This window comes from Brevibacillus borstelensis, from assembly GCF_037834415.1.
Taxonomy (GTDB): Bacteria; Bacillota; Bacilli; order Brevibacillales; family Brevibacillaceae; genus Brevibacillus; species Brevibacillus borstelensis_A.
Genome location: NZ_JAUMSJ010000005.1, coordinates 123,198 through 142,269, shown reverse-complemented (window position 1 = coordinate 142,269; position 19,072 = coordinate 123,198). Strand labels below are relative to the sequence as shown.

Annotated in this window: 20 protein-coding genes; 15 read left to right on the top strand and 5 right to left on the bottom strand. The window is 51.2% G+C overall.

Annotated elements, in window-relative coordinates:
- The first annotated feature begins 116 nt into the window (after positions 1–116).
- Entirely contained in the window at positions 117–614 is a 498-nt protein-coding gene (infC, locus tag Q3F21_RS07235; protein ID WP_340250999.1) for a translation initiation factor IF-3, read from the top strand.
- 287 nt (positions 615–901) lie between these two features.
- Positions 902–3,202, top strand: coding sequence for an S-layer homology domain-containing protein (locus Q3F21_RS07230; RefSeq protein ID WP_340250833.1), 2,301 nt, complete (start codon positions 902–904; stop codon positions 3,200–3,202).
- Positions 3,203–3,386: 184 nt separating this feature from the next.
- Here Q3F21_RS07230 and Q3F21_RS07225 read toward each other — a convergent pair whose 3' ends face one another.
- The 3 genes from Q3F21_RS07225 to Q3F21_RS07215 all read right to left on the bottom strand — a co-directional run bounded on the left by Q3F21_RS07225 (position 3,387) and on the right by Q3F21_RS07215 (position 5,418).
- On the bottom strand, positions 3,387–3,728 hold the full coding sequence (locus Q3F21_RS07225; protein WP_340250831.1) for a DoxX family protein: 342 nt from the start codon (positions 3,726–3,728) through the stop codon (positions 3,387–3,389).
- Between the two features lie 4 nt (positions 3,729–3,732).
- Complete coding sequence (locus Q3F21_RS07220) at positions 3,733–4,356, bottom strand: TetR/AcrR family transcriptional regulator (RefSeq protein WP_425341222.1); 624 nt, start codon at positions 4,354–4,356, stop codon at positions 3,733–3,735.
- 120 nt (positions 4,357–4,476) lie between these two features.
- Positions 4,477–5,418 (bottom strand): MBL fold metallo-hydrolase, encoded by a 942-nt coding sequence (locus Q3F21_RS07215; protein ID WP_340250830.1) that lies wholly within the window; start codon positions 5,416–5,418, stop codon positions 4,477–4,479.
- A gap of 354 nt (positions 5,419–5,772) precedes the next feature.
- Here Q3F21_RS07215 and Q3F21_RS07210 point away from each other — a divergent pair, with 354 nt between their 5' ends.
- The 6 genes from Q3F21_RS07210 to Q3F21_RS07185 all read left to right on the top strand — a co-directional run bounded on the left by Q3F21_RS07210 (position 5,773) and on the right by Q3F21_RS07185 (position 10,384).
- A complete protein-coding gene (locus tag Q3F21_RS07210) occupies positions 5,773–6,045 on the top strand; it encodes a GerAB/ArcD/ProY family transporter (protein ID WP_340250829.1) in 273 nt (90 codons plus the stop codon).
- Positions 6,046–6,077: 32 nt separating this feature from the next.
- On the top strand, positions 6,078–6,998 hold the full coding sequence (locus tag Q3F21_RS07205; protein WP_340250827.1) for an aldo/keto reductase: 921 nt from the start codon (positions 6,078–6,080) through the stop codon (positions 6,996–6,998).
- A gap of 57 nt (positions 6,999–7,055) precedes the next feature.
- The gene (locus Q3F21_RS07200; RefSeq protein WP_340250825.1) at positions 7,056–7,256 is read left to right on the top strand and encodes a hypothetical protein; all 201 of its coding nucleotides are present in this window, start codon (positions 7,056–7,058) and stop codon (positions 7,254–7,256) included.
- 120 nt (positions 7,257–7,376) lie between these two features.
- The gene (locus Q3F21_RS07195) at positions 7,377–8,213 is read left to right on the top strand and encodes a nucleotidyltransferase domain-containing protein (protein WP_340250823.1); all 837 of its coding nucleotides are present in this window, start codon (positions 7,377–7,379) and stop codon (positions 8,211–8,213) included.
- 357 nt (positions 8,214–8,570) lie between these two features.
- Positions 8,571–9,950, top strand: a complete 1,380-nt coding sequence (locus Q3F21_RS07190; protein ID WP_340250821.1) for an MATE family efflux transporter — start codon at positions 8,571–8,573, stop codon at positions 9,948–9,950.
- Positions 9,951–10,024: 74 nt separating this feature from the next.
- Positions 10,025–10,384 (top strand): Lin0512 family protein, encoded by a 360-nt coding sequence (locus Q3F21_RS07185; protein ID WP_340250819.1) that lies wholly within the window; start codon positions 10,025–10,027, stop codon positions 10,382–10,384.
- A 166-nt stretch (positions 10,385–10,550) separates the two neighbouring features.
- On the opposite strand, the gene Q3F21_RS07180 is transcribed toward Q3F21_RS07185, so the two are convergent.
- The gene (locus Q3F21_RS07180) at positions 10,551–11,501 is read right to left on the bottom strand and encodes a LysR family transcriptional regulator (protein WP_340250818.1); all 951 of its coding nucleotides are present in this window, start codon (positions 11,499–11,501) and stop codon (positions 10,551–10,553) included.
- A gap of 198 nt (positions 11,502–11,699) precedes the next feature.
- On the opposite strand from Q3F21_RS07180, the gene Q3F21_RS07175 reads away from it, so the two are divergent.
- The 3 genes from Q3F21_RS07175 (at position 11,700) to Q3F21_RS07165 (ending at position 15,054) form a co-directional block, all read left to right on the top strand.
- The gene (locus Q3F21_RS07175) at positions 11,700–13,127 is read left to right on the top strand and encodes an MFS transporter (RefSeq protein WP_425341228.1); all 1,428 of its coding nucleotides are present in this window, start codon (positions 11,700–11,702) and stop codon (positions 13,125–13,127) included.
- Positions 13,128–13,145: 18 nt separating this feature from the next.
- On the top strand, positions 13,146–14,057 hold the full coding sequence (locus tag Q3F21_RS07170) for an NADP-dependent oxidoreductase (RefSeq protein ID WP_340250817.1): 912 nt from the start codon (positions 13,146–13,148) through the stop codon (positions 14,055–14,057).
- A gap of 202 nt (positions 14,058–14,259) precedes the next feature.
- Positions 14,260–15,054, top strand: a complete 795-nt coding sequence (locus Q3F21_RS07165) for a helix-turn-helix transcriptional regulator (RefSeq protein ID WP_340250816.1) — start codon at positions 14,260–14,262, stop codon at positions 15,052–15,054.
- Between the two features lie 168 nt (positions 15,055–15,222).
- Here the strand turns inward: Q3F21_RS07165 and Q3F21_RS07160 are convergent, their stop codons facing one another.
- The gene (locus Q3F21_RS07160; RefSeq protein ID WP_340250815.1) at positions 15,223–16,359 is read right to left on the bottom strand and encodes a zinc-dependent alcohol dehydrogenase; all 1,137 of its coding nucleotides are present in this window, start codon (positions 16,357–16,359) and stop codon (positions 15,223–15,225) included.
- A gap of 121 nt (positions 16,360–16,480) precedes the next feature.
- Between Q3F21_RS07160 and Q3F21_RS07155 the strand changes: the two genes are divergently transcribed.
- From Q3F21_RS07155 to Q3F21_RS07140, 4 genes are all read left to right on the top strand, one after another.
- Positions 16,481–16,957 carry a hypothetical protein gene (locus Q3F21_RS07155; RefSeq protein WP_340250813.1) on the top strand — a complete coding sequence of 159 codons (477 nt, stop codon included), beginning with the start codon at positions 16,481–16,483 and terminating at the stop codon, positions 16,955–16,957.
- 205 nt (positions 16,958–17,162) lie between these two features.
- Positions 17,163–17,792: a bifunctional transcriptional activator/DNA repair enzyme AdaA gene (locus Q3F21_RS07150; RefSeq protein WP_340250993.1), complete on the top strand. Its 630-nt coding sequence runs from the start codon at positions 17,163–17,165 to the stop codon at positions 17,790–17,792.
- The gene (locus Q3F21_RS07145; protein ID WP_340250812.1) at positions 17,789–18,325 is read left to right on the top strand and encodes a methylated-DNA--[protein]-cysteine S-methyltransferase; all 537 of its coding nucleotides are present in this window, start codon (positions 17,789–17,791) and stop codon (positions 18,323–18,325) included. The genes Q3F21_RS07150 and Q3F21_RS07145 overlap by 4 nt, the downstream gene beginning before the upstream one ends.
- Entirely contained in the window at positions 18,318–19,031 is a 714-nt protein-coding gene (locus Q3F21_RS07140; protein ID WP_340250811.1) for a 2OG-Fe(II) oxygenase, read from the top strand. The genes Q3F21_RS07145 and Q3F21_RS07140 overlap by 8 nt, the downstream gene beginning before the upstream one ends.
- Positions 19,032–19,072: the final 41 nt, after the last annotated feature.

The window sequence follows — 19,072 nt, the reverse complement described above, 5'->3', positions numbered from 1 at the left end:
AAAATCGAGCGCCGCACATGCCGTACAGGACAAGATGAAAATTGCAGCACGCCTTGACTATTTCGGCGGGTATAAGAAAATAGGAAGGAACGATACAGGAAGAGAGCGTGGAGTATATGCTGATCAATGAAAAAATCAAAGCCGCCGAAGTAGAGCTGACAGGACTTGCAGGAGAGGACTTGGGGATCGTATCTGCCAGAGAGGCGTTGCGAATGGCGAAGGAACTCAATGTCGACCTGGTTTGCCTTTCACTGGCGTCCAGTCCGCCGCCTTGCAAGCTTGTCAGTCGAGCCGATTATCAGCAGCAGCGTGTCCAGGAAAAGAAAAAAGAGCGCAAAGCCGCACAAGGACGCAAGACGAAGGAAATCCGTTTGGGAGCATATATTGAGGAGCACGATTACGATACGAAGAAAAGGCAGGCGGAGCGAATCTTGCAAGCCGGAGATGCCGTACAGCTGTGCGTTCGTCTGGAGAAAAAGGAAACACAGGCGGCGAAAGAGCTGATCGAGCGGCTCATCAAGGAGCTCGGCCACTGCGGGAAGCAGGAAAAGGGCATCCAGGTGAGCGGAAAGCAAGTGACTGCCCTGCTTCTGCCCATTTCAGAAATTGTATAGATTATTGTCGTATAATGTCCGATAGCTTGCGCTAAAGGACTTTTTTCGTTTCCATCTATTCCCTTGCAACATTTCTATTGCAACGAGCGTCAAGTAATCACCAGTTCATGAAGCGTATATACTTTTTCTAAAAGAAGCGAAAATGACAAAATTTGCGCAATGACAGATTAAGAGAAGGAAAATACATTCGTGAACAAAACGCATGAAAGCAAAACATTAAATTGAGTAATGGGGGAGTTACTTTGTATCACTTCAAAGTGTTAACAACAAAAGCAGCAAAAAAAGGAATGGCAGGCGCAATTTTGGCCGGATTGCTGGCGGTGTCGAATACCGGAATGGCCGCAAGTGCTCTTCCCTTGTCCGATATCGCAAAGAACGCCTATAAAGGAGCCATCCTGAAGCTGAATTATGCCGGCGTGCTCAAGGGCTATACGGACGGCACCTTTAAACCGGACAAAGAAGTGACGCGGGCCGAGTTTGCCAAAATCGCCGTATTGGCTATGGGCTACACAGACGAGCAGGCGAATCTGATGAAAGGGAAGACAGCGTTCAAGGATTTGCCGGCAGACCACTGGGCTACAGGCTACATAAATCTTGCCGTTTCCCAAGGAATTATCAAAGGCTACCCGGACGGCACATTCAAGCCAAACAACACCGTAAAAGTGGCAGAGGCTTTGACCGTATATGTGCAAGGCTTGAAAGTCAGTGTACCGGCTTCGACGACCGGTCAATGGTACCATCCGTATATGCTTGAAGCCAACAAGGCTGGTATTTACGATTCAAAAGAAAATCCGACTGCCGCAGCGAAGCGCGATGTCGTAGCCAAGTTTACGGACTTCTTCATGGAGACGCCCGTTTATGCCAACGGCGCCTATTACGACAAGAACGGAAATGCAAAGGGAACCATTCAAAAGCTCCCGGTCGTGAAGGGAACGGTGGATTCGTACGACAAGTCTTCGAAAAAGCTGAAGCTTTCCGGACAAAAGACAGAAGCGACGATCGCTGACAACGCACAAGTATTTGGCAACATCGTCAAAGGCGCAAAAGTCGAGTACATCGAGAAAAACGGAAAGATTGCCTTCCTGATCGTGGTGACAGCCGACACGAATATCGTAGAGGGCATCGTAAAAACGGGCTTGAATTTCAGCAGCGCCGTAGGTGACGAGAAACAATTCAAGGCGATTGTCAACGGAAAAGAGATCGTGATGGACGTTGAGGACGGGGTAACCGTTTCCCGCTCTCACATCGGCAAAAAATTCGTCGCCGTCATCGACGAAGACGGAAAGGTCGTTTCCATCACCATTTCGGATAACGCGACGAAGGGCATCGTGAAAAAGACGTCGACCGTAAGCGGCACAAAGGCCAAGAAAGAAATTCAACTGGACGATCAAACGTATGAATTGACCTCCAATGCCGTCATCAAGGGGAAAGCCCATCCGCTGGCCAAGCAAACAAGCGGATCCTTCGCTGACATTGACAAAGGGGACCTGGTAGAGCTGACGCTCGATGTAGACGGAAAAGCGTCTGCTGTCACCTATACGAAACTGAGCACCACGCAAACGATCAAAGTCGATTCGAATGACAACCTGATCAGCTTTGACGGCTATAAATACGAAGTCCTCCAGGATACGAAGCTGTACGTGGACGAGGACAAGGTATCGGAATTGGACGATCTGAAAAATAACAGCGTAGCCATCCTTACTTTCGACCAGGATGGAAATCTGATTAAAGTGGAGCAGGGAGTAGCCGCTTCGGCAGGCAAGCTGGTTGCGAAAACGACAGCGTATGAAGCGGGCAGCCCGGCAAAGCTGGCGACGATCAAGGTCGACGGCAAAACGTACAACATTTTGGCGAACGCCAAGCTGACCATTGACGGAACTTCTGTTTCCGCTACAACAATCAAGGCTGACCAGTTGAATGACTACCGGATCGTCAGCTGGAAATACAATCTGGGAACAACCGACATTGTCGAGCTGACAGCAGAAAAGCAGACTGTTGTCGGGTATGTAACGGATAAGTCGGGCAAAACCATCACAGTGAACGGAAAGAAATACGAGCTTCTGTCCGGCGTATCGATCGATTCCAATGCCGATACCAATGACAAAGAGTACACGCTCGTTCTGAACAATGACGGCAAGGTGAAGGCAGTGACAGGCGCTCCTAAAACACTCAGCGGTGTCGTCGACTCTGTCGAAGTGGTGAACGAAAACGGTTCGACGAAATCGGCCGAGATTGAAGTGAACGGCAAGACATACACGGTCCTGAATGCGGATACGGTCAAAGATGTAGACCAGTTTGAACTGGTGACCCTGACACTGAACCGCGATGGCGAGGTGACGAAGGCCGTTGCTGGGGGCAAGCTGGCCAAGGAAGAAGAGAAGTTTATCGGGATCGAATCCCGTGTGAACGGAGACAAATACGTCTTCTTCTCCAACGTCTCCACGAGCATCAAGCTGGCCAAGGACGCAAAAGTGAAATACTACGATGGTTCTGACATGGATGAAAATAAAGTCAAGTCTACAGATAAAGTCGATTTGTGGACGAATGCAGACGGTGAGGTTTATCTGATCGTTGTCAACAAACGCTAAGGCATAACCGCTTCGACCAGCATGTCGTCGGCATAACGGGAAGTCAAAAAGATTCAGGAGTCGGCTCCTTTTGCGGGGCCTGTCCTGAATCTTTTTTATGAGCGGAGAATCCAGCCGGGAAGAAAAAAGCAACGGTACCGTCAAGGTTTCTTATTTTCGCGTCTTTGATGATTGAACTTAATGATCATAGCTTCGAGTAGATAATGATGATAGAAAGAATCAGGCAGATCGCCGCTGGCAGGATCGTGACAATCGGCTGCTCAGCTCGAAACAGATGGGCATGAATAGCCCCCGCCATCAGAACGACAAAGAGGGCTCCAGAGCCAATGGCCAAAGCTCGGTTCCAGATCCCTCCGATCAAAGCGAGCGCTCCGACTGCTTCTAAAATGCCGACTGCGGACATGAACCACAGAGGATAGTGATAATGGTTCCAATGCTCGACCTGAAACGGGACACGTGCGAGCTTGATGATTCCCCCCGACAAAAGAAACAGCGCCAATACGGCTTGAATGATATTCAATCCCATCCGTTTATTCCTCCCATTTGTTAGATTGTCCAGCCTGTTTTTCACGCGGAAGCATTCCGTACATAAGCACATCGACGACCTGCTTCGCCAATTCAGCAGGCGTTTTTTTGCCTGGCAGCAGGTATGTCGCCGTCAACCGCTCTATCATTCCGATGAGGCATTCCGCAACCGTCGCCATCTCCACATCGGACCGAAAATAGCCTGCTGCCTGTTCAGCCCGCAGGTTTTCCAGCAGATGAGCAGTCAGCGCTTCTTTGATTTGTTCCGCTTGCGGCGCGAGAAAGAGGCCGATTCGCGTCTTATGCGGATTGCGGACAAGGAAACGGAAAATTTTCTCCAGCGCCTGCATGACCCGCTTTAGCAATTCCTCCGGCTCGATCCCTGGTTCCAGACGGAGAGACGCCGTAAGCTCGCCAAGATCGGACTGAAATTCCTGGACAATTTCTTCAAAGACTGCTTCTTTGCTGGGAAAGTAGAGATAAAAGGACGGCTGGGTGAAACCGGCCTGTTTCACAATCGTGCTGACCTTTGTGTCATGGAATCCTCGCAAAGCAAACTCTTCGGCAGCTGCATCCAGCAGTCGCTTCCGGCTTTCTTTGCCTTTCCAACCCTTTTCGCGAACCAACATCGTTCATCCCCTTCGATAGACTAAAAGATACTAAAAAGTAATGTTACTTAATAGTATTATTTCAAAGGGGTGTTCTTCCAGTCAAGAGGGCAGACGAAAAAAAGAAAAAGCCCTTCCAGATTACGTGACTGGAAGGACAAATGTTTCTCCTTGTTCCTCGATGACGATGCGGTTTTTCTCCTCACCGGCTGCCGCGAGCAAACGCTGGATCGGTTCATGGACAGGCTCCTCGGAGAGAACGAATGTGTTCCAATGAATGGGCACGAGCCACTTGGCACCGCTTTGCTTGAACATTTCCCAGGCTTGCTCCGGCGTACAGTGCGCAGCCTGATACGCATCCGGTTTATAGGCTCCGATCGGCATGAAGGCAATATCGATGCTTCCAAAAGCCTGCGGCAATGCTTCAAAAGAAATATAAGCTGTGTCCCCCGGATACAGGATGCGAACACCGTTTTTTTCAATGACGTAACCGTTATATCCATAGTCTGTATTCCACGGAAAGCGGTTGCCCCAATGACGAACAGGGATGGCGGTAACTTTCACCCCGTTGGCAGTGCGAACGCTTTCATGCGGAGCGATTTCTTCATACGATCCAAAGGGCATCCTGGCAATCAGTTTGCTCGTGTTTTTGGCGGTGATGACGTGAATGGATGTTCGCGCGAGCTGCCGCAAGCTGGGCAGATCGACGTGATCCATGTGGGCGTGGGAAATCAAAATGATGTCCACATCGCCGATTTCCGCAAACTCCAGAGCGGGTGGCGTATAACGGTTCGGCCCAAAATGAACCCCCGCTATCCGAAGGCCCAATTTTTCCCCCAGGACGGGGTCCGTTAAAATCTTTGTGCCAAAAAGGTTGATCAAGATAGTTGAGTGCCCGACCCAAGTAAAGGTCACTTCATCATCTCTCCAGGTCGAGGGCACCGGTTTACTCTTGAGAGACCGGGGAGTGGCTTTCGGAAGCCGCCCCATGTGATACCAATAGCGGTAAGCCACATATCCCAGCAGGATCGCGAAGAGCACAGCGAGTACCCCGCCCAGCCATGACAAAAATGTAAGCAGCATGTCAAAACTCCTTTTGCGTAGGCTCCGCTTTCACTATAGCAACGACGCAACTTTGAAGTAAAGGGACCGATGTGCATTTTCAGCAACTGCGTTATATGTCTGCAACCAGCAGTGTAAAAAGTTAAGATTGCCGGCTAGGATGGCTACTACAGAAGCATTGCGAATAATTTCCTTATTGAAGCAAAAGAGGCGCATGAACTCAATTGGATCGAGCAAAAAGACGGAACCGCTGTACTCTACACGATTACTTCGACATCTATGAATGTTGCCAAAGCGGATTTGCTGTCCGTAGCGAATCAGATGAAATAACAAACGTGAAAAAAGGCTAAGCCGTACGCAAGCCAGACTAAGCGTATGCTGCTTAGTCTTTTTTTACAACTGTTCGGCTTGCTTGTATTTTTTGAATTGGGGAGTTCGCTTATGATTCCATTGGGGACTCATTCGGAGCAAGACGCATGGATCGCCATATTGCTAAGTCTGATGGCGGGACTGCTGATTTTTCAGGTATACTTGTACCTGTACAGGCAGTATCCTGCCATCCCTCTCACGGGATACATACGAAAATCAGGCTCAGACAGTACTTGCATTGTACAAATTGACGAGAAGCCCGGTTTCCATGTATTCTGACCGTATCATGGCAAGCAGAAGGGGGATCTCCCGTGAAATACCGCAGATTGGGAAAAACGAATTTGAAGGTGTCAGTAGTCGGGATCGGGACATGGCAATTTGGCGGCGAATGGGGCATGGATTTTTCCCAGGAGGACGCAGACCAAATTTTGCATAAAGCCAAGGAATTGGGCATCAATCTGATCGATACGGCTGAATGCTACGGCGATCATTTGTCGGAGAAGCTGATTGGCGGCTTCCTGAAAAAGGATCGGCGGGAAGATTGGGTGGTGGCGACCAAGTTCGGCCATCACTTCCACGGCAAGTTTACGCGTACGAACGACTACAGTGCAGCCGATGTGCTGAAGCAGCTGGACGCATCGCTTCTGGCGCTGCAGACTGATTATATCGATTTGTATCAGTTCCACTCCGGCCCGAACGAAGCCTTTGACAACGACGAGCTGTGGACCGCGCTGGATAAACAGGTGCAAGCAGGGAAAATTCGCCATCTCGGCCTTTCGATCGCCAAGAATGACAACATCCATCAGACAGACTCGGCACCGAAAGTAAGCGCCAAGACCATACAGGTCGTATACAACCGATTGGATCGAACGCCTGAGGAGCAGGTGTTCCCCGCCTGCCGGGAACATGATCTCGGTGTGCTGGCTCGCGTACCGCTGGCAAGCGGCTATTTGAGCGGCAAGTATAAGCCCGGTTCCGTCTTTGTGGAAAACGATGTCCGCCATAATCACGATCAGGAGCGCGTGCTCTCGCTTTTGCAGCAGGTGGAGGAGATCAAGCGAAACGAAGTGCCTGCGGGAGTGGACATGGCGCAGTGGGCTTTGGCCTGGTGTTTGAAGCATCCCGCCGTGACGACGGTGATTCCCGGGTGCAAGAGTCCATCCCAGGTGGAAGCGAATGCAAAGGCAGCCGAGCTGGCAGATGTGGAACATCCGCAGTCGTGGAAGGAATGAATCGGTGCAATCCGTTCCTTTCAAGAGAGAGAATCGTCGAAACAAGGGGGTGTTTCTTTGGGTACCGTAGATTTGGCCTTATTGCCGTGGAACGTGTTTTGGATGGGCATCGCGTATTTTAGTGTGACAGGGGTTCTTTTTTGCTTCGGCTTTCTTCATCTGTTTCAAAAGAAGACGAAAAGCGGCGTTCTGTTCATGGGCGGAGCCGCCATTAGCGCCTATTTCTTCTTGTCCTATTTATTTACGCATCATTTATAGCAGCATCTTTTGCGATCAATAACAGGGTACGGCATTGCCAGGTTGCCGTATCGGCGGAGGGTGAGAAAATGGATCAGCAGCTGTAAGCGATCAGATAAAGACCATGTGGAGATGAGTAGGATGACAGCGCAAAAAATCATTGAAGAAGTTGCGAGCAGTTTGCAAGACTTACCTGGCATTGTAGGAATCGTATTGGGCGGATCTAGAGCGAGAGGAACGCACAGACCTTCTTCCGACATCGACATTGGCATTTACTACGATGAGGCGGCCGGCTTTGACGTAAACGAGATCGGCAGGATCGCCACGAAGCTGGATGACGAACATCGGCAGAATATTATTACGCCTTTGGGGGGCTGGGGACCGTGGGTCAATGGCGGAGGATGGCTCGTTGTCCACGGGTACCATGTTGACTTTATTTTTCGCGATGTGAACAGGGTCGCGCAGGTGATTGATGAATGCACGGCAGGTTCTGTCACAACGAATTATCACAGCGGACATCCCCATGCCTATTTGAATGTCATGTACATGGGCGAACTGTCGATTTGCCGGATTTTGCACGACCCGGCTAAAAGACTGGCCGCTCTGCAAGCGAAGACGAGACCCTATCCGAAGGCATTGCAGGAAGCGTTGATCGGGTATTTCATGTTTGAAGCTTCGTTCTCCTTAATGTTCGCGGACAAGAATGTCGAGAATGACGATATCACGTATGTTGCAGGGTGCTGCTATCGGACGATCGCTTGCTTGAACCAAGTCTTATTTGCCAGGAACGAAGAGTACTGCATCAATGAAAAAAAGGCTGCGGCGATGATCGACCGTTTTCCTGTCAAGCCGAATGATTACAAGGTCAGGATCGATCAGGTCATCACCCTTTTGTCTGTAGAGACGGCCAGCACAAGAAGAGCAGTGCACTTGCTTCGCGAGCTTGTAGCAGAGACGGAAGCGCTGCTTGCGGACTAGATGCCAAAGGCGTATGAAGGCGATTGCTTCATGCGCCTTTTTCTTGTGACGTGTCTCCGAGAGGCCAGCTTTCTTCGTGGACTTTTCAAACAAAGGACTACAAATTACGCAATCTTAATCTTTCAACTGTTTATTCATTTCATGGACTGGCTTACAATAAGTCTTGCAAAAAAGTTAGTGCTGTTAAAATTTGTATACCTCGAGCGAGGAGATGGTTTTCGAAAAGATAAAGCGGTTTTCGATGCATCTTTCGACGTATCGTGTTTTTCTCTGTCACTGTAAAACAAATTGAATCCCGATGGGCAACACCCGCTGCACGCGGTGTCGCCAGCGGCAAAGGTTTGGAAAGGTACGATCATGAAATCAATCGCATCCAAGGCAGCAAGCAAGCAGACGACGACCACGAAAGACTTCAATCTGTTTTTACTTACCTGGCCCATCTTTTTGGAACTGTTTTTGTTCATGCTCATGGGCAGCGCCGATACGTTCATGCTAAGCGCGGTTTCGGACAACGCCGTCTCGGCAGTTGGCGCGGCCAATCAGTACATATTTATTGCGATTTTGATTATGGAGGTCATCGGAAACGGAGCCTCCATCGTCATCGCGCAGTACATTGGCTCGAAAAAGCTGGAAGATGCGGCCAAAATATCGGCAATCGCCGTCACGTTAAACCTCATGATCGGGGTCGTGATCAGTGCCTGTTTTATCCTTTTCGGAAAAACCCTGCTCCAATCCGTCAATCTGCAAGGTGATATTCTGCATTACGCGCAAACCTATATCACAATTGTCGGCGGAGGGCTCTTTCTGCAAGCGGTCATTAATACCCTGGCCAGCATTATCCGGACGTACGGATATACAAAAGAATCGATGCTCGTTTCCCTGGGAATGAATGTGATCCACGTCGCAGGGAACTACTTGCTGATTTTTGGCCACCTCGGCTTCCCCCAGCTGGGAGTGGAAGGTGCAGCCATTTCGACAGTAGCAAGCCGTCTCATTTCCCTCTTCATCTTTTTCTGGCTGCTGTACCGCCTGATAGAAGTAAGAATAGCTGTCAGGGACTACTTCAGCTTTTCGGTGGAGTACATCAAAAAAATCTTGCGGATCGGCATTCCCTCCGCGTTTGAGCAAGTAACCTACAATACGTGTCAAACGGTATTTCTCTACTACGCGACGATTCTCGGGGCTGTGGAAATGGCGTCCCGGCAGTATGTCATGAACATCTCTACCTTCATCTATCTGTTCAGTTTGGCGATTGGGATGGGGACAGCGATCGTTACCGGCCGCATGGTGGGAGCAGGGCGGACGGAGGAAGCGTACCGGCGGGTTTGGAAAAGCTTGCGTTGGGGGCTGTTTTTGACCATCGCCGTCAACATCGTGGTCATCTTGTTCCGAGAGCCGATCATTGAGCTGTTCACTGAAGATCGGGAAATTATCGCGCTGGCGACACAAATCCTTTTGCTCAGTATTTTGCTCGAATCCGGGCGGACGTTCAACCTGATCCTGATCAATTCCTTGCGGGCGGCAGGGGACGCCAAGTTTCCGGTGTACATGGGGCTGCTCTCGATGGTCTGCATGAGCTTGCCGCTCGGCTATTTTCTCGCGTTCTCGCTCGATTTGGGCTTAGCGGGAATCTGGCTGGCGATCGCGGCGGATGAGTGGACGAGGGGAATCCTGATGTTTTTCCGCTGGAGGAGCAGAGCGTGGGAACATAAATCGTTGGTGCATCCATCGACGTAATGTCTGGAAGCGAATGGCCAGAAAAGAATGGTAAAATGAAAGAGCGTTCAAGTCCGCAAGAGGAGGAAACAGATATGGAAAACGTAATGTTTATCGAGATCGGCATGGGAATCGATTTGCATGGCCAAAACGTGACGAAGGCAGCGATAAGAGCGGTGCAAAATGCGATTCACCACAACTCGATGCCGGGTCTGCGGTCTGTTTTGCCCAACCACGATATTCACAACATGAAGGTAAATGTGCGGCTAGCTGTCCCCGCTGACAAGGACAAGCTGGATTTGGAAGCTGTTCGTGCAAAACTGCCATACGGCGAAGTGACCTTTGAGGTGGTTGACGGAGGGATGCTTACGAGTAGCGGAGTTGTTCTGGCTGACAAGGACGATCAAAATGATCTCGCTTATGTGGTCATCGCATCGGTCGAGGTCGGATATTGATCGGTTCTAGCCCTATTCATCTGGTGGTCTCATGTCCCGGGATTTTCTCAAAATGGGCAGGAGGGATCCAGAAGCAGGCTGAATCGCGACTACACCGTATCCAATCGAAATTCTGCATAAACCCCTCTCCTTTGAAAGTGGGGAAGGAACGAACCCGGCGAGCGTTTTATACCGCCGGGTTTCTTTTATTTTTCGCGGGAGAAAAACCGTCGTCCGACAAAGTCGACGATGTACCTGATTCTTTCTGGAGATCGGCAAAATATTGCACGACAAAATCCCGGAACAGCTGTGCGGCCTTGGAGAGGTAGCGCTTTTGATGCCATGCAAGCTGATACGTACGCTGGCAAACAGGAGTCTCGATTTCCAGCTTGATCAGCGGAGATTTCTTGTCGCTTTTGCAGGCTCCCACAAAGGCGACGCCGAGCCCTGCCTGCACGAGGCTGCTGATGGCGGAAGGTTCATCGACCTCGCATACAACATTCGGTTTAAAGCCTGCCTGAAGACAGAACTCGTCATTCATTTTGCGAAAAGGGTAGCCCTCCTTGTACCCGACAAAAGGATCGTGAGCCACTTCACGCAAAGGTATGCTGCGTTTGGCGGCGAAACGGTGACCGGGTGGAACAGCCAAAAAAACGTCCTCTTTGAGTACAGGCAGCCGCTGAATACATGGGACGTCGATGGGAACGGCGGTGAAACAGAAATCGACATCGCCGTTTTCCATCAGCCGGGACATTTCCTCCAGCGAAGCTTGCGTGATGCGGAAATTAACTGTAGGGTGCAGCGCCAGGAAGGCGCTCAATGGCTCGGACAAGCGGTGCAGCGTAGGCGTCGCGATAAATATGCTTCCGCGCTCCAAGCCGGCCATATCGGCCACCTCTCTGCAGCCTTCTTCCAGTGCGGTCAGCGCTGTCTCCACCTTTTTCAAAAATGCCGCGCCGTACATATTGAGCCGTATTTGCCTTCCCTGACGGTCGAATAACGGCACGCCGACATTCTCCTCAAGCCGCGAAATCGTTTTGCTGAGAGCCGGTTGTGCGATGCGCAGCTCTTGGGCCGCTTTCGTCATATGCTCCAATCTCGCTACGGTTCTGAAGTAATGCAGCTGCAGCAATTCCATATGTATCACCCCGGATTCATATACCCCAGTATATAAGGAGATATATTAATAAATATTTTTGTTTTTATAGTATCGATTGTAGAATAAAACGTGCCGGCCGACAACAGCGAAGACGAATGCAAGCGTTCCACGCGATCCAACGACACAACACATGTTCCGTTCCAGCGGATGGAAGCAGACAGAAAGGGGAGAACAGACATCAATACAGCAACACCACAACAAGCAGGAGAAAAGTTGATTCGCCTTTTGGCCGTCACACTCGTCATCTCGGTGATGAGCGCGACCATGTTCAACATCGTGCTGCCCGAGATCCGATACGAGTTTCACCTTTCCTTCGCGCAGGTGAGCTGGGTATCAGTCTCGTATATGCTGATTTATGCGATCGGAAGCGTCACCTACGGAAAGCTGGCAGACACGTACAGGCTCAAAAGCTTGCTCACCTTCGGACTGGCGGCCTTTGCGCTTGGATCGATGATCGGCCTTTTGGCCCAGGCGTTTTGGATGGTTCTGGCAGGTCGGATTTTACAGGCTGTGGGAGCTTCCGTGATTCCGGCCACAGGCATGATCATCCCGATCCGCTATTTCCCGCCGGAGAGCAGAGGACGCGCTCTCGGCATCTCGGCTACGGGACTTGCGCTGGGAGGCGCGCTCGCTCCGATTGTCGCCGCCTTCGTTGTCAGCTTTGTGCATTGGCGGTGGTTGTTTTGCATTCCTCTCCTTACTCTCATGACGCTCCCTTATTATCGAAAATACCTGGATGATGAACGCGGACAGGAAAGCAGGCTCGACTGGCTCGGCGGCGGGCTGTTGGCGGGAACAGTAGGCCTTTTGCTTTTGGCTGTAACGAACGGGAACTGGTTGCTTGCCGCGGGAGGCATGATCGTGCTGGCCTTGTTTTTAGTCCGCATCCATCATACTGCCGAGCCTTTTGTGCAGCCGAAGCTATTTCAAAACAAAAGCTACACCCTCATGCTTGTACTCGCTTTTTTCGCAAGCGGAATCGGTTACTCCCTTCCGTTTTTGAGCCCGCAAATGCTGTCTCATCTCAATCAGCTCGCTCCGGGGGGCGTCGGCTTTGTCATGGTGCCGGCAGCCATCGGATCAGCCATTCTGGGGAGGACTGGCGGAAAGCTCGCGGATTCGAAAGGAAATGCCTTTTTGTTCTTTACTGCATCGGCTTTGCTCTTTACTTGTTTTGTCTTGTTGTCGACTTTTGCAGGTTTCTCTCCCGCCTTGATCGCCGTTTTCCTGATCTTCGGCAACGTAGGGCAGACGTTCATGCTGATTGCGCTGTCCAACACGACCTCCAGGCTGCTGCCAAAGGAGCAGGTCGGAGTCGGAATGGGGATGATGTCGCTGCTCAATTTCATCGCTGTAGCAGTATTTGCAAGTGTGTACAGCAAAGTGGTCGACTTGGGAGAAGCCGGCGGGAACGTGAACGCGGCAACTTCAGCTGGAGAGGCCGGTATTTACAGCAGTATCTATTTTGTCTTGGCTTGCCTTTACATCGCCATGGTTTCGATTTCCTACACATTGACGAAGCAAAAGGCTCGGGATGGAATGTACAAGGACGGCCCGGAACAGAGGAGTCCACAAGCCAGAGAAAGTAGCACTAGTGAAAAATGATGAGAAAGGATGAACATGATGAAAGCAGCAGCATTTTCGACGTTTGGGCCGCCGGAGGTATTGCAGGTGGTGGAATTTGCCGATCCCCAGGTCGGCGCGGATCAAGTCAGGGTGCGCGTAAAGGCAGCCGGTGTCCAGCCTTTTGATTGGGCAGTGCGCAGCGGTTGGAGTCCTCCTTATTATCCGGTCAAGTTTCCGCAGATTCTCGGCAACGAGTTTGCAGGAGTCATCGATCAGGTCGGAGAAAACGTCACAGGCTATTCCGTCGGTGACGAAGTGCTCGGCTGGTCCCTGTTGTCCTGCTATGCCGAGCTTGTGGTCGTCAGTGCCGACCAGATCGTCGCAAAGCCAAAGGAAATGCCGTGGGAGACTGCGGGTGTCATGTCCGCTTCCGGGCAAACGGCCCACACTGCTCTAGAGGAATTGGGCGTGGGAGAAGGCGATACCGTTCTGATCCATGCGGCTGCGGGGGGTGTCGGAACATTCTCGGTGCAGCTGGCCCGGGCTTGGGGAGCCACCGTGATCGGCACCGCCAGCCAGATCAATCACGAGTATCTCCGTTCTCTCGGAGCGATTCCGGTAGCTTACGGTGACGGCCTTCTCGAACGGGTAAAAGCCCTCGCCCCAGGAGGCGTAGACGCTGCGCTCGATGCTGTCGGAGGCGAGGCCCTTCCCGTTTCGGTAAAACTGGTTGAAAACAAAGCGAGGATAGGGACTCTCGTCGACTTCGACAGGGCCGAAGAGCTCGGTGTCCGAAGCATTCGCAGCCAGCGGTCAAGAGCGCGGCTTCAGGAGCTGGTGGGTCTGTATACCCAAGGGTTGCTGTCCATCCATATATGGAAGTCGTTTTCGCTGGATCATGCGGCAGACGCTCATCGCGAAGCGGAAACGGGACACGTCCGCGGGAAGGTAGTCATCCGCATCGAGTAGGACGGCGTACTGTGCAAGACTCGACCTTTAATAGGTGGAATACTTTGCCAACGCTCTCGTCTCCTCAACTAGTTCTTCCATGCCCAAGAAACATATGGTAGAATAAGAGCGAACAATTGTTCTTGTTTGATTCGAGTTGCAAATTTTCAGTCTCTTATAATCCTTGTACATATATAGAGGGCAGAAAGGAAGTGTGGCTCAGGTGACGGACCGGTATCCCGAAATTGACGGCGTGATCGCATATATTCACGAAAATATTTACGACCCGCTCCCGCTGTCCAAACTGGCGCAATATGCAGGGTACAGCCCGTACCATTTCTCCCGTATTTTTAAAGAAAGAGTCGGCCTTTCTCCCTTATACTATGTTTCCTCCCACCGGCTCCAAAAGGCAAAGGATTTGCTGCTGCGCACAAATCTAAGCGTACGCGATATCGCTCTGGAGATTGGGCAGCAGAGCCTGGGGACCTTCACGACCCGGTTTACCGAGCGGGTAGGGGTGACTCCGTCCGACTTTCGGAACTCGACCGTTCAAGCAGACGACCACTTCCGTTCTCTGCAGCAGCTGAACGACTGGCCTTCGTGGCATCCGGCCTCACAGCAGTATTTTACCGTGGCGGGGACAGTCGAGGCGGAGATTCCATTTGAAGGAGTCGTCCTGATCGGCCTCTTCGCCAAGCCGATTCCCGAAGGACTTCCCCTGTATGGAACACTGCTTTCATCTTTGGGAGATTTTTGCTTTACCAACGTCAAGCCGGGCGTATACTACCTAATGGCCACATCGGTGTCCTGGGGGATGCAGGCGATGGATTTTCTGCTTCCGCAAACAACGCTGCGCACTCGATCAAAGAAGCCGATCATTGTCGGACCCCACACCACAGTCCCGCATCAGCAGGTGATGCTCCACGCGCCGCGGCTTGACGATCCGCCCATCCTGATTTCCCTGCCGCTGCTGATGAATCATTTCCTCGCGCGGGTTATGCAAGACAGCAGGGGATAAGAACATCAACAGTTTATACACGATTCGGAGGATGATCGTCAACCGGAGAGAAGAGATGCTGCCGGATACGTACGAAGAAGCCGTCCGGCAGCTTCACCTGCGGCACGAAATCTCTCCTTCGAATACGACGAGCCAAACCGCTGAGCAAAGGAGGTTACGGTAATCCGCTTACGGTTTCAATACGACTTTGATGCAACCATCCGACTTCGTATCAAAGATTTCATATCCGTGCTCTGCCCTATCCAATGGCAGAACGTGCGTCACAATGTCTCCGGGATCGACCTTTCCTTCCGCTATCAAATTGTACAGATGCGGCATGTAATGGATGACAGGCGCCTGTCCGGTTCTGATATTCACGTTCCTTTGAAAAATGTCGCCGAGAGGGAAGGCGTTGTATCTCATCCCGTACACGCCCGTAATTTGGATGGTGCCGCCTTTTCGGACTGCCTGGGTAGCGATGACGATGGCGCCCATTGCACCGCCTTGGAGCTTGAGGCCTGTCGCAATCAATTCCAGAGGCGTCATTTTTCCGTCCATGCCAACACAGTCGATCACGACATCCGCCCCGCCCTGGGTAACCTCCTTCAAGTGGTTTCCGATGTTTTCCTCCGCCTCGAAGTTGACAATTTCCACGTGGTTGGTTCGTTTGGCATGCTCCAATCGATAATCGATATAGTCAACGGCGATCACCCTTTTTGCACCTTTCAGCCAGGCAAATTTTTGCGTAAGCAGACCGACAGGCCCGCAGCCGAGGACGATGACCGTATCTCCTTTTTTCACGCCTGCATTGTCTACGCTCCAGTAAGCCGTTGACATGGCATCGGAAAGCAATACCAGTTTTTCATCCTCAATCTCGCAGTCATCGGGAATGCGAAAGGGGACGAAATTGGCGTAGGGAACACGCAACAGTTCGGCCTGCCCGCCCGCATACCCGCCGGAAGTTTCGGAATAGCCAAAAAAAGCTCCGGTTTCGCCGTGCGGGTTGGAGTTGTCGCATTGGCTTTCCAATTGGTTTTTGCAATAGAAGCATTCCCCGCAGCTGATGTTAAACGGGATGATCACACGGTCGCCCTTTTTTACTTTGGCAACGTCCGGCCCTGTTTCCACCACGACTCCCATCGGTTCGTGGCCGATGATAAAGTCTTCGGGCATGTTGGGAACCATGCCGTGAATCAAATGCAAGTCTGAGCCGCAGATCGCAGTCGTGGTCAGCCTGACGATGATGTCGTCCGGTTTTTCAATCTTCGGGTCGTGAACTTCTTTCACTTTCACATCCTTGATGCCTTGGTACGTAACAGCTTTCATAGATTCGCCTCCCGAGAGTATTATCCCCGGACGGTATGGCGTTATTCCCGATTGGCTATCCTGCAGCCGCTTGTGCTATAATCGAGCAATATGGAAAGACATTAGAATCACGGAGGAATTCATGCTTACCTTTGAAGAAAAACTCGCGATTATCGAATCGTTCCCGGAATTACATAAGAAAAAAGTCTCGCTTGGCCGTTTCAATTTTCATTATGAGCAGAGCCTTCATGACAAGAAAATAGTCGTGCAAAACCTCCATCCAAACGGCAATGGCTTCGTATATGCCGGACATCTGCCGAAAAAGGCGACAGACCCAAAAGGAATGGTTAACATTCGCGATTATTCTGCGGATGAACTTCGGGCTATTATCAGGGCATCAATCGACTATCTGTCGTGCAAGCCGGAGCCAAAAGCAGATAAAGAGTCAGCCGCGGAGCAGACGCGTGAAACCTGGGTGGGGCCAAATGGCCAAACATTGCTGCTCGTACAAGAGGATGAACTATGGAACGTTTACGCAGGCGCAAATCTGGAAGAAGCCTTTGAGTCGTATAAAGAAGCGAACCGCTATTTGCTGGAAGAAGGGTTCAAACTGCAATAACCGCATAACGCATTTCATCGCAAACGCTTTTTCCTCATGGGAAAGAGCGTTTTTTCGTTGTGCACTTCAAACGTTCGTTCAAAGCAGTATATCGGAACCATTTCAATATCTTGCTCTTCCATTCGTAAATTGCGTACAGATGACCATGAGCAAGGGTATACTGATGGTGGAGGTGATTCAAATGACAAACGTTATCAGGCAGGGAATGGCGGAACCTTCTGACACAATGTCACATGATGGGATAATAGATTCGAGCCAGCAACTGTTAACGGACGAGAAATGGCAGGCCATTATCCACAATGATGCGTCTTACGATAACCAGTTTTTTTACGCCGTCAAGACGACCAGCATTTTTTGCAGGCCGTCATGCAAGTCCAGACCTCCGAATAAACAGAATGTCCGCATCTTTCAAAATGCGCAGCAAGCGCTCAAAGCCAATTTTCGCCCATGCAAGCGATGCAAGCCGACGGGACAGCGTTTGCCGGACAGCGAGTGGGTAGCTCAAATCACGAATGTCATCGACAATCACTTCAGTGAACAAATGACGCTGGAAACATTGGCGGAAATGTGCCACGGCAGCCCGTATCATTTGCACCGCACTTTCAAGCGGATCAAAGGGATTACGCCAGGCGATTACGTTCAGCAGCTGCGAATGGACAAGGCGAAGAAGCTGCTGGCTGAAACGGATAAAACGGTTACAGATATTGCATTTGCTGTAGGTATGTCCAGCACCTCCTATTTTGTGACGCTGTTCAGGAAAGCAACCGGACAGACACCTACTGAGTATCGGCAACGACGTCAAACAGGTATCGACCAAGGGGGAATTTCACGATGAAAGGAAACACGAGCCCGACGATTTACTGGACCATGCTGGATCACGAAAACTGGAGGATATACTTGGCCGCCACTGCAAAGGGGCTTTGCTATGTGGGAACACCGAACAAACCATGGGAAGAATTGCGCGATTGGACAGAAAAGCGTTTCCCCGCCAGCTCGCTGGTTCAGGGCGATGAAAAAGTACAACCGTATGCCATCGAGCTGGTGGAGTATCTTCAAGGAACCCGAAAACGCTTTTCCATTCCGTTTGATCTTTATGGGACGCCGTTTCAGCTCGCTGTGTGGAATGTCCTCTGCCAGATACCCTACGGACAAACGAGCACCTATTCGGCCATTGCTCAGCAAATCGAGAAACCGGCTGCGGTCCGGGCGGTCGGAGCAGCTATAGGGGCAAACCCGGTGTTAATCACTGTTCCGTGCCATCGGGTAATCGGAAAAAACGGGTCGCTCACCGGTTACCGGGGCGGATTTGATGTGAAGACGAAGCTGCTCCAGCTGGAAAATGCCGAGGGGAGTGCGGCAAATGCCTGATCGCCTAAACCGGCGCATTTCCGCCCTCGATTGGACCAAGCTGCAACAGACGCTGGACGAGCAGGGGTATGCTGTGGTGCCCGGCATTCTAACAAAGGAACAATGCGATGAAATCATGGAAACATATGAAGTAGACGCCCATTTCCGAAGTACGATCAATATGGCCAGATTCCGCTTTGGGATCGGTGAGTACAAGTATTATCGGGCGCCGCTTCCGGATTTGCTGCAAACACTTCGCCACGGATTTTATCCCGAACTGGCGAAAACAGCAAATCGCTGGTGCCAGCAGCTTGGCCAAAACATTACGTATCCGGGCACCCTGCCCGAGTTTCTTGACTACTGCCATCAACACGGGCAAGTACGTCCCACGCCGCTGATCCTCAAATACGAAGCCGGCGGCTACAACTGTCTGCATCAGGATTTGTACGGGGACGTGTTCTTTCCGTTTCAGGTCGTGTTCGCCTTAAATCAAAAAGAGCTGGATTACACAGGAGGAGAATTCCTGTTGGTCGAGCAGCGGCCAAGAGCGCAAAGCAGAGGCCATGTGATTGCATTGGAACAGGGGGCAGGGCTTATTTTCCCGACGAATCATCGACCGGTCCTGGGAGCGCGCGGTTACTGCAAGACGACGCTTCGCCACGGCGTCAGCACGATAACCTCGGGAACGAGGTATAGTCTCGGAATGATTTTCCACGATGCCAAGTAATCTTGCGTTGTCGTGTATGATAAGGGGGAGGTGTATCCGGA

What these genes read in the sequence shown, in the direction of transcription:
- infC (WP_340250999.1), top strand. Translation starts at nt 117, where the DNA reads ATGCTGATCAATGAAAAAATCAAAGCCGCCGAAGTAGAGCTGACAGGA.
- Q3F21_RS07230 (WP_340250833.1), top strand. Translation starts at nt 902, where the DNA reads ATGGCAGGCGCAATTTTGGCCGGATTGCTGGCGGTGTCGAATACCGGA.
- Q3F21_RS07225 (WP_340250831.1), bottom strand. Translation starts at nt 3,728, where the DNA reads ATGGGATTGAATATCATTCAAGCCGTATTGGCGCTGTTTCTTTTGTCG.
- Q3F21_RS07220 (WP_425341222.1), bottom strand. Translation starts at nt 4,356, where the DNA reads ATGTTGGTTCGCGAAAAGGGTTGGAAAGGCAAAGAAAGCCGGAAGCGA.
- Q3F21_RS07215 (WP_340250830.1), bottom strand. Translation starts at nt 5,418, where the DNA reads ATGCTGCTTACATTTTTGTCATGGCTGGGCGGGGTACTCGCTGTGCTC.
- Q3F21_RS07210 (WP_340250829.1), top strand. Translation starts at nt 5,773, where the DNA reads ATGCTGCTTAGTCTTTTTTTACAACTGTTCGGCTTGCTTGTATTTTTT.
- Q3F21_RS07195 (WP_340250823.1), top strand. Translation starts at nt 7,377, where the DNA reads ATGACAGCGCAAAAAATCATTGAAGAAGTTGCGAGCAGTTTGCAAGAC.
- Q3F21_RS07190 (WP_340250821.1), top strand. Translation starts at nt 8,571, where the DNA reads ATGAAATCAATCGCATCCAAGGCAGCAAGCAAGCAGACGACGACCACG.
- Q3F21_RS07185 (WP_340250819.1), top strand. Translation starts at nt 10,025, where the DNA reads ATGGAAAACGTAATGTTTATCGAGATCGGCATGGGAATCGATTTGCAT.
- Q3F21_RS07180 (WP_340250818.1), bottom strand. Translation starts at nt 11,501, where the DNA reads ATGGAATTGCTGCAGCTGCATTACTTCAGAACCGTAGCGAGATTGGAG.
- Q3F21_RS07170 (WP_340250817.1), top strand. Translation starts at nt 13,146, where the DNA reads ATGAAAGCAGCAGCATTTTCGACGTTTGGGCCGCCGGAGGTATTGCAG.
- Q3F21_RS07160 (WP_340250815.1), bottom strand. Translation starts at nt 16,359, where the DNA reads ATGAAAGCTGTTACGTACCAAGGCATCAAGGATGTGAAAGTGAAAGAA.
- Q3F21_RS07155 (WP_340250813.1), top strand. Translation starts at nt 16,481, where the DNA reads ATGCTTACCTTTGAAGAAAAACTCGCGATTATCGAATCGTTCCCGGAA.
- Q3F21_RS07150 (WP_340250993.1), top strand. Translation starts at nt 17,163, where the DNA reads ATGGCGGAACCTTCTGACACAATGTCACATGATGGGATAATAGATTCG.
- Q3F21_RS07145 (WP_340250812.1), top strand. Translation starts at nt 17,789, where the DNA reads ATGAAAGGAAACACGAGCCCGACGATTTACTGGACCATGCTGGATCAC.
- Q3F21_RS07140 (WP_340250811.1), top strand. Translation starts at nt 18,318, where the DNA reads ATGCCTGATCGCCTAAACCGGCGCATTTCCGCCCTCGATTGGACCAAG.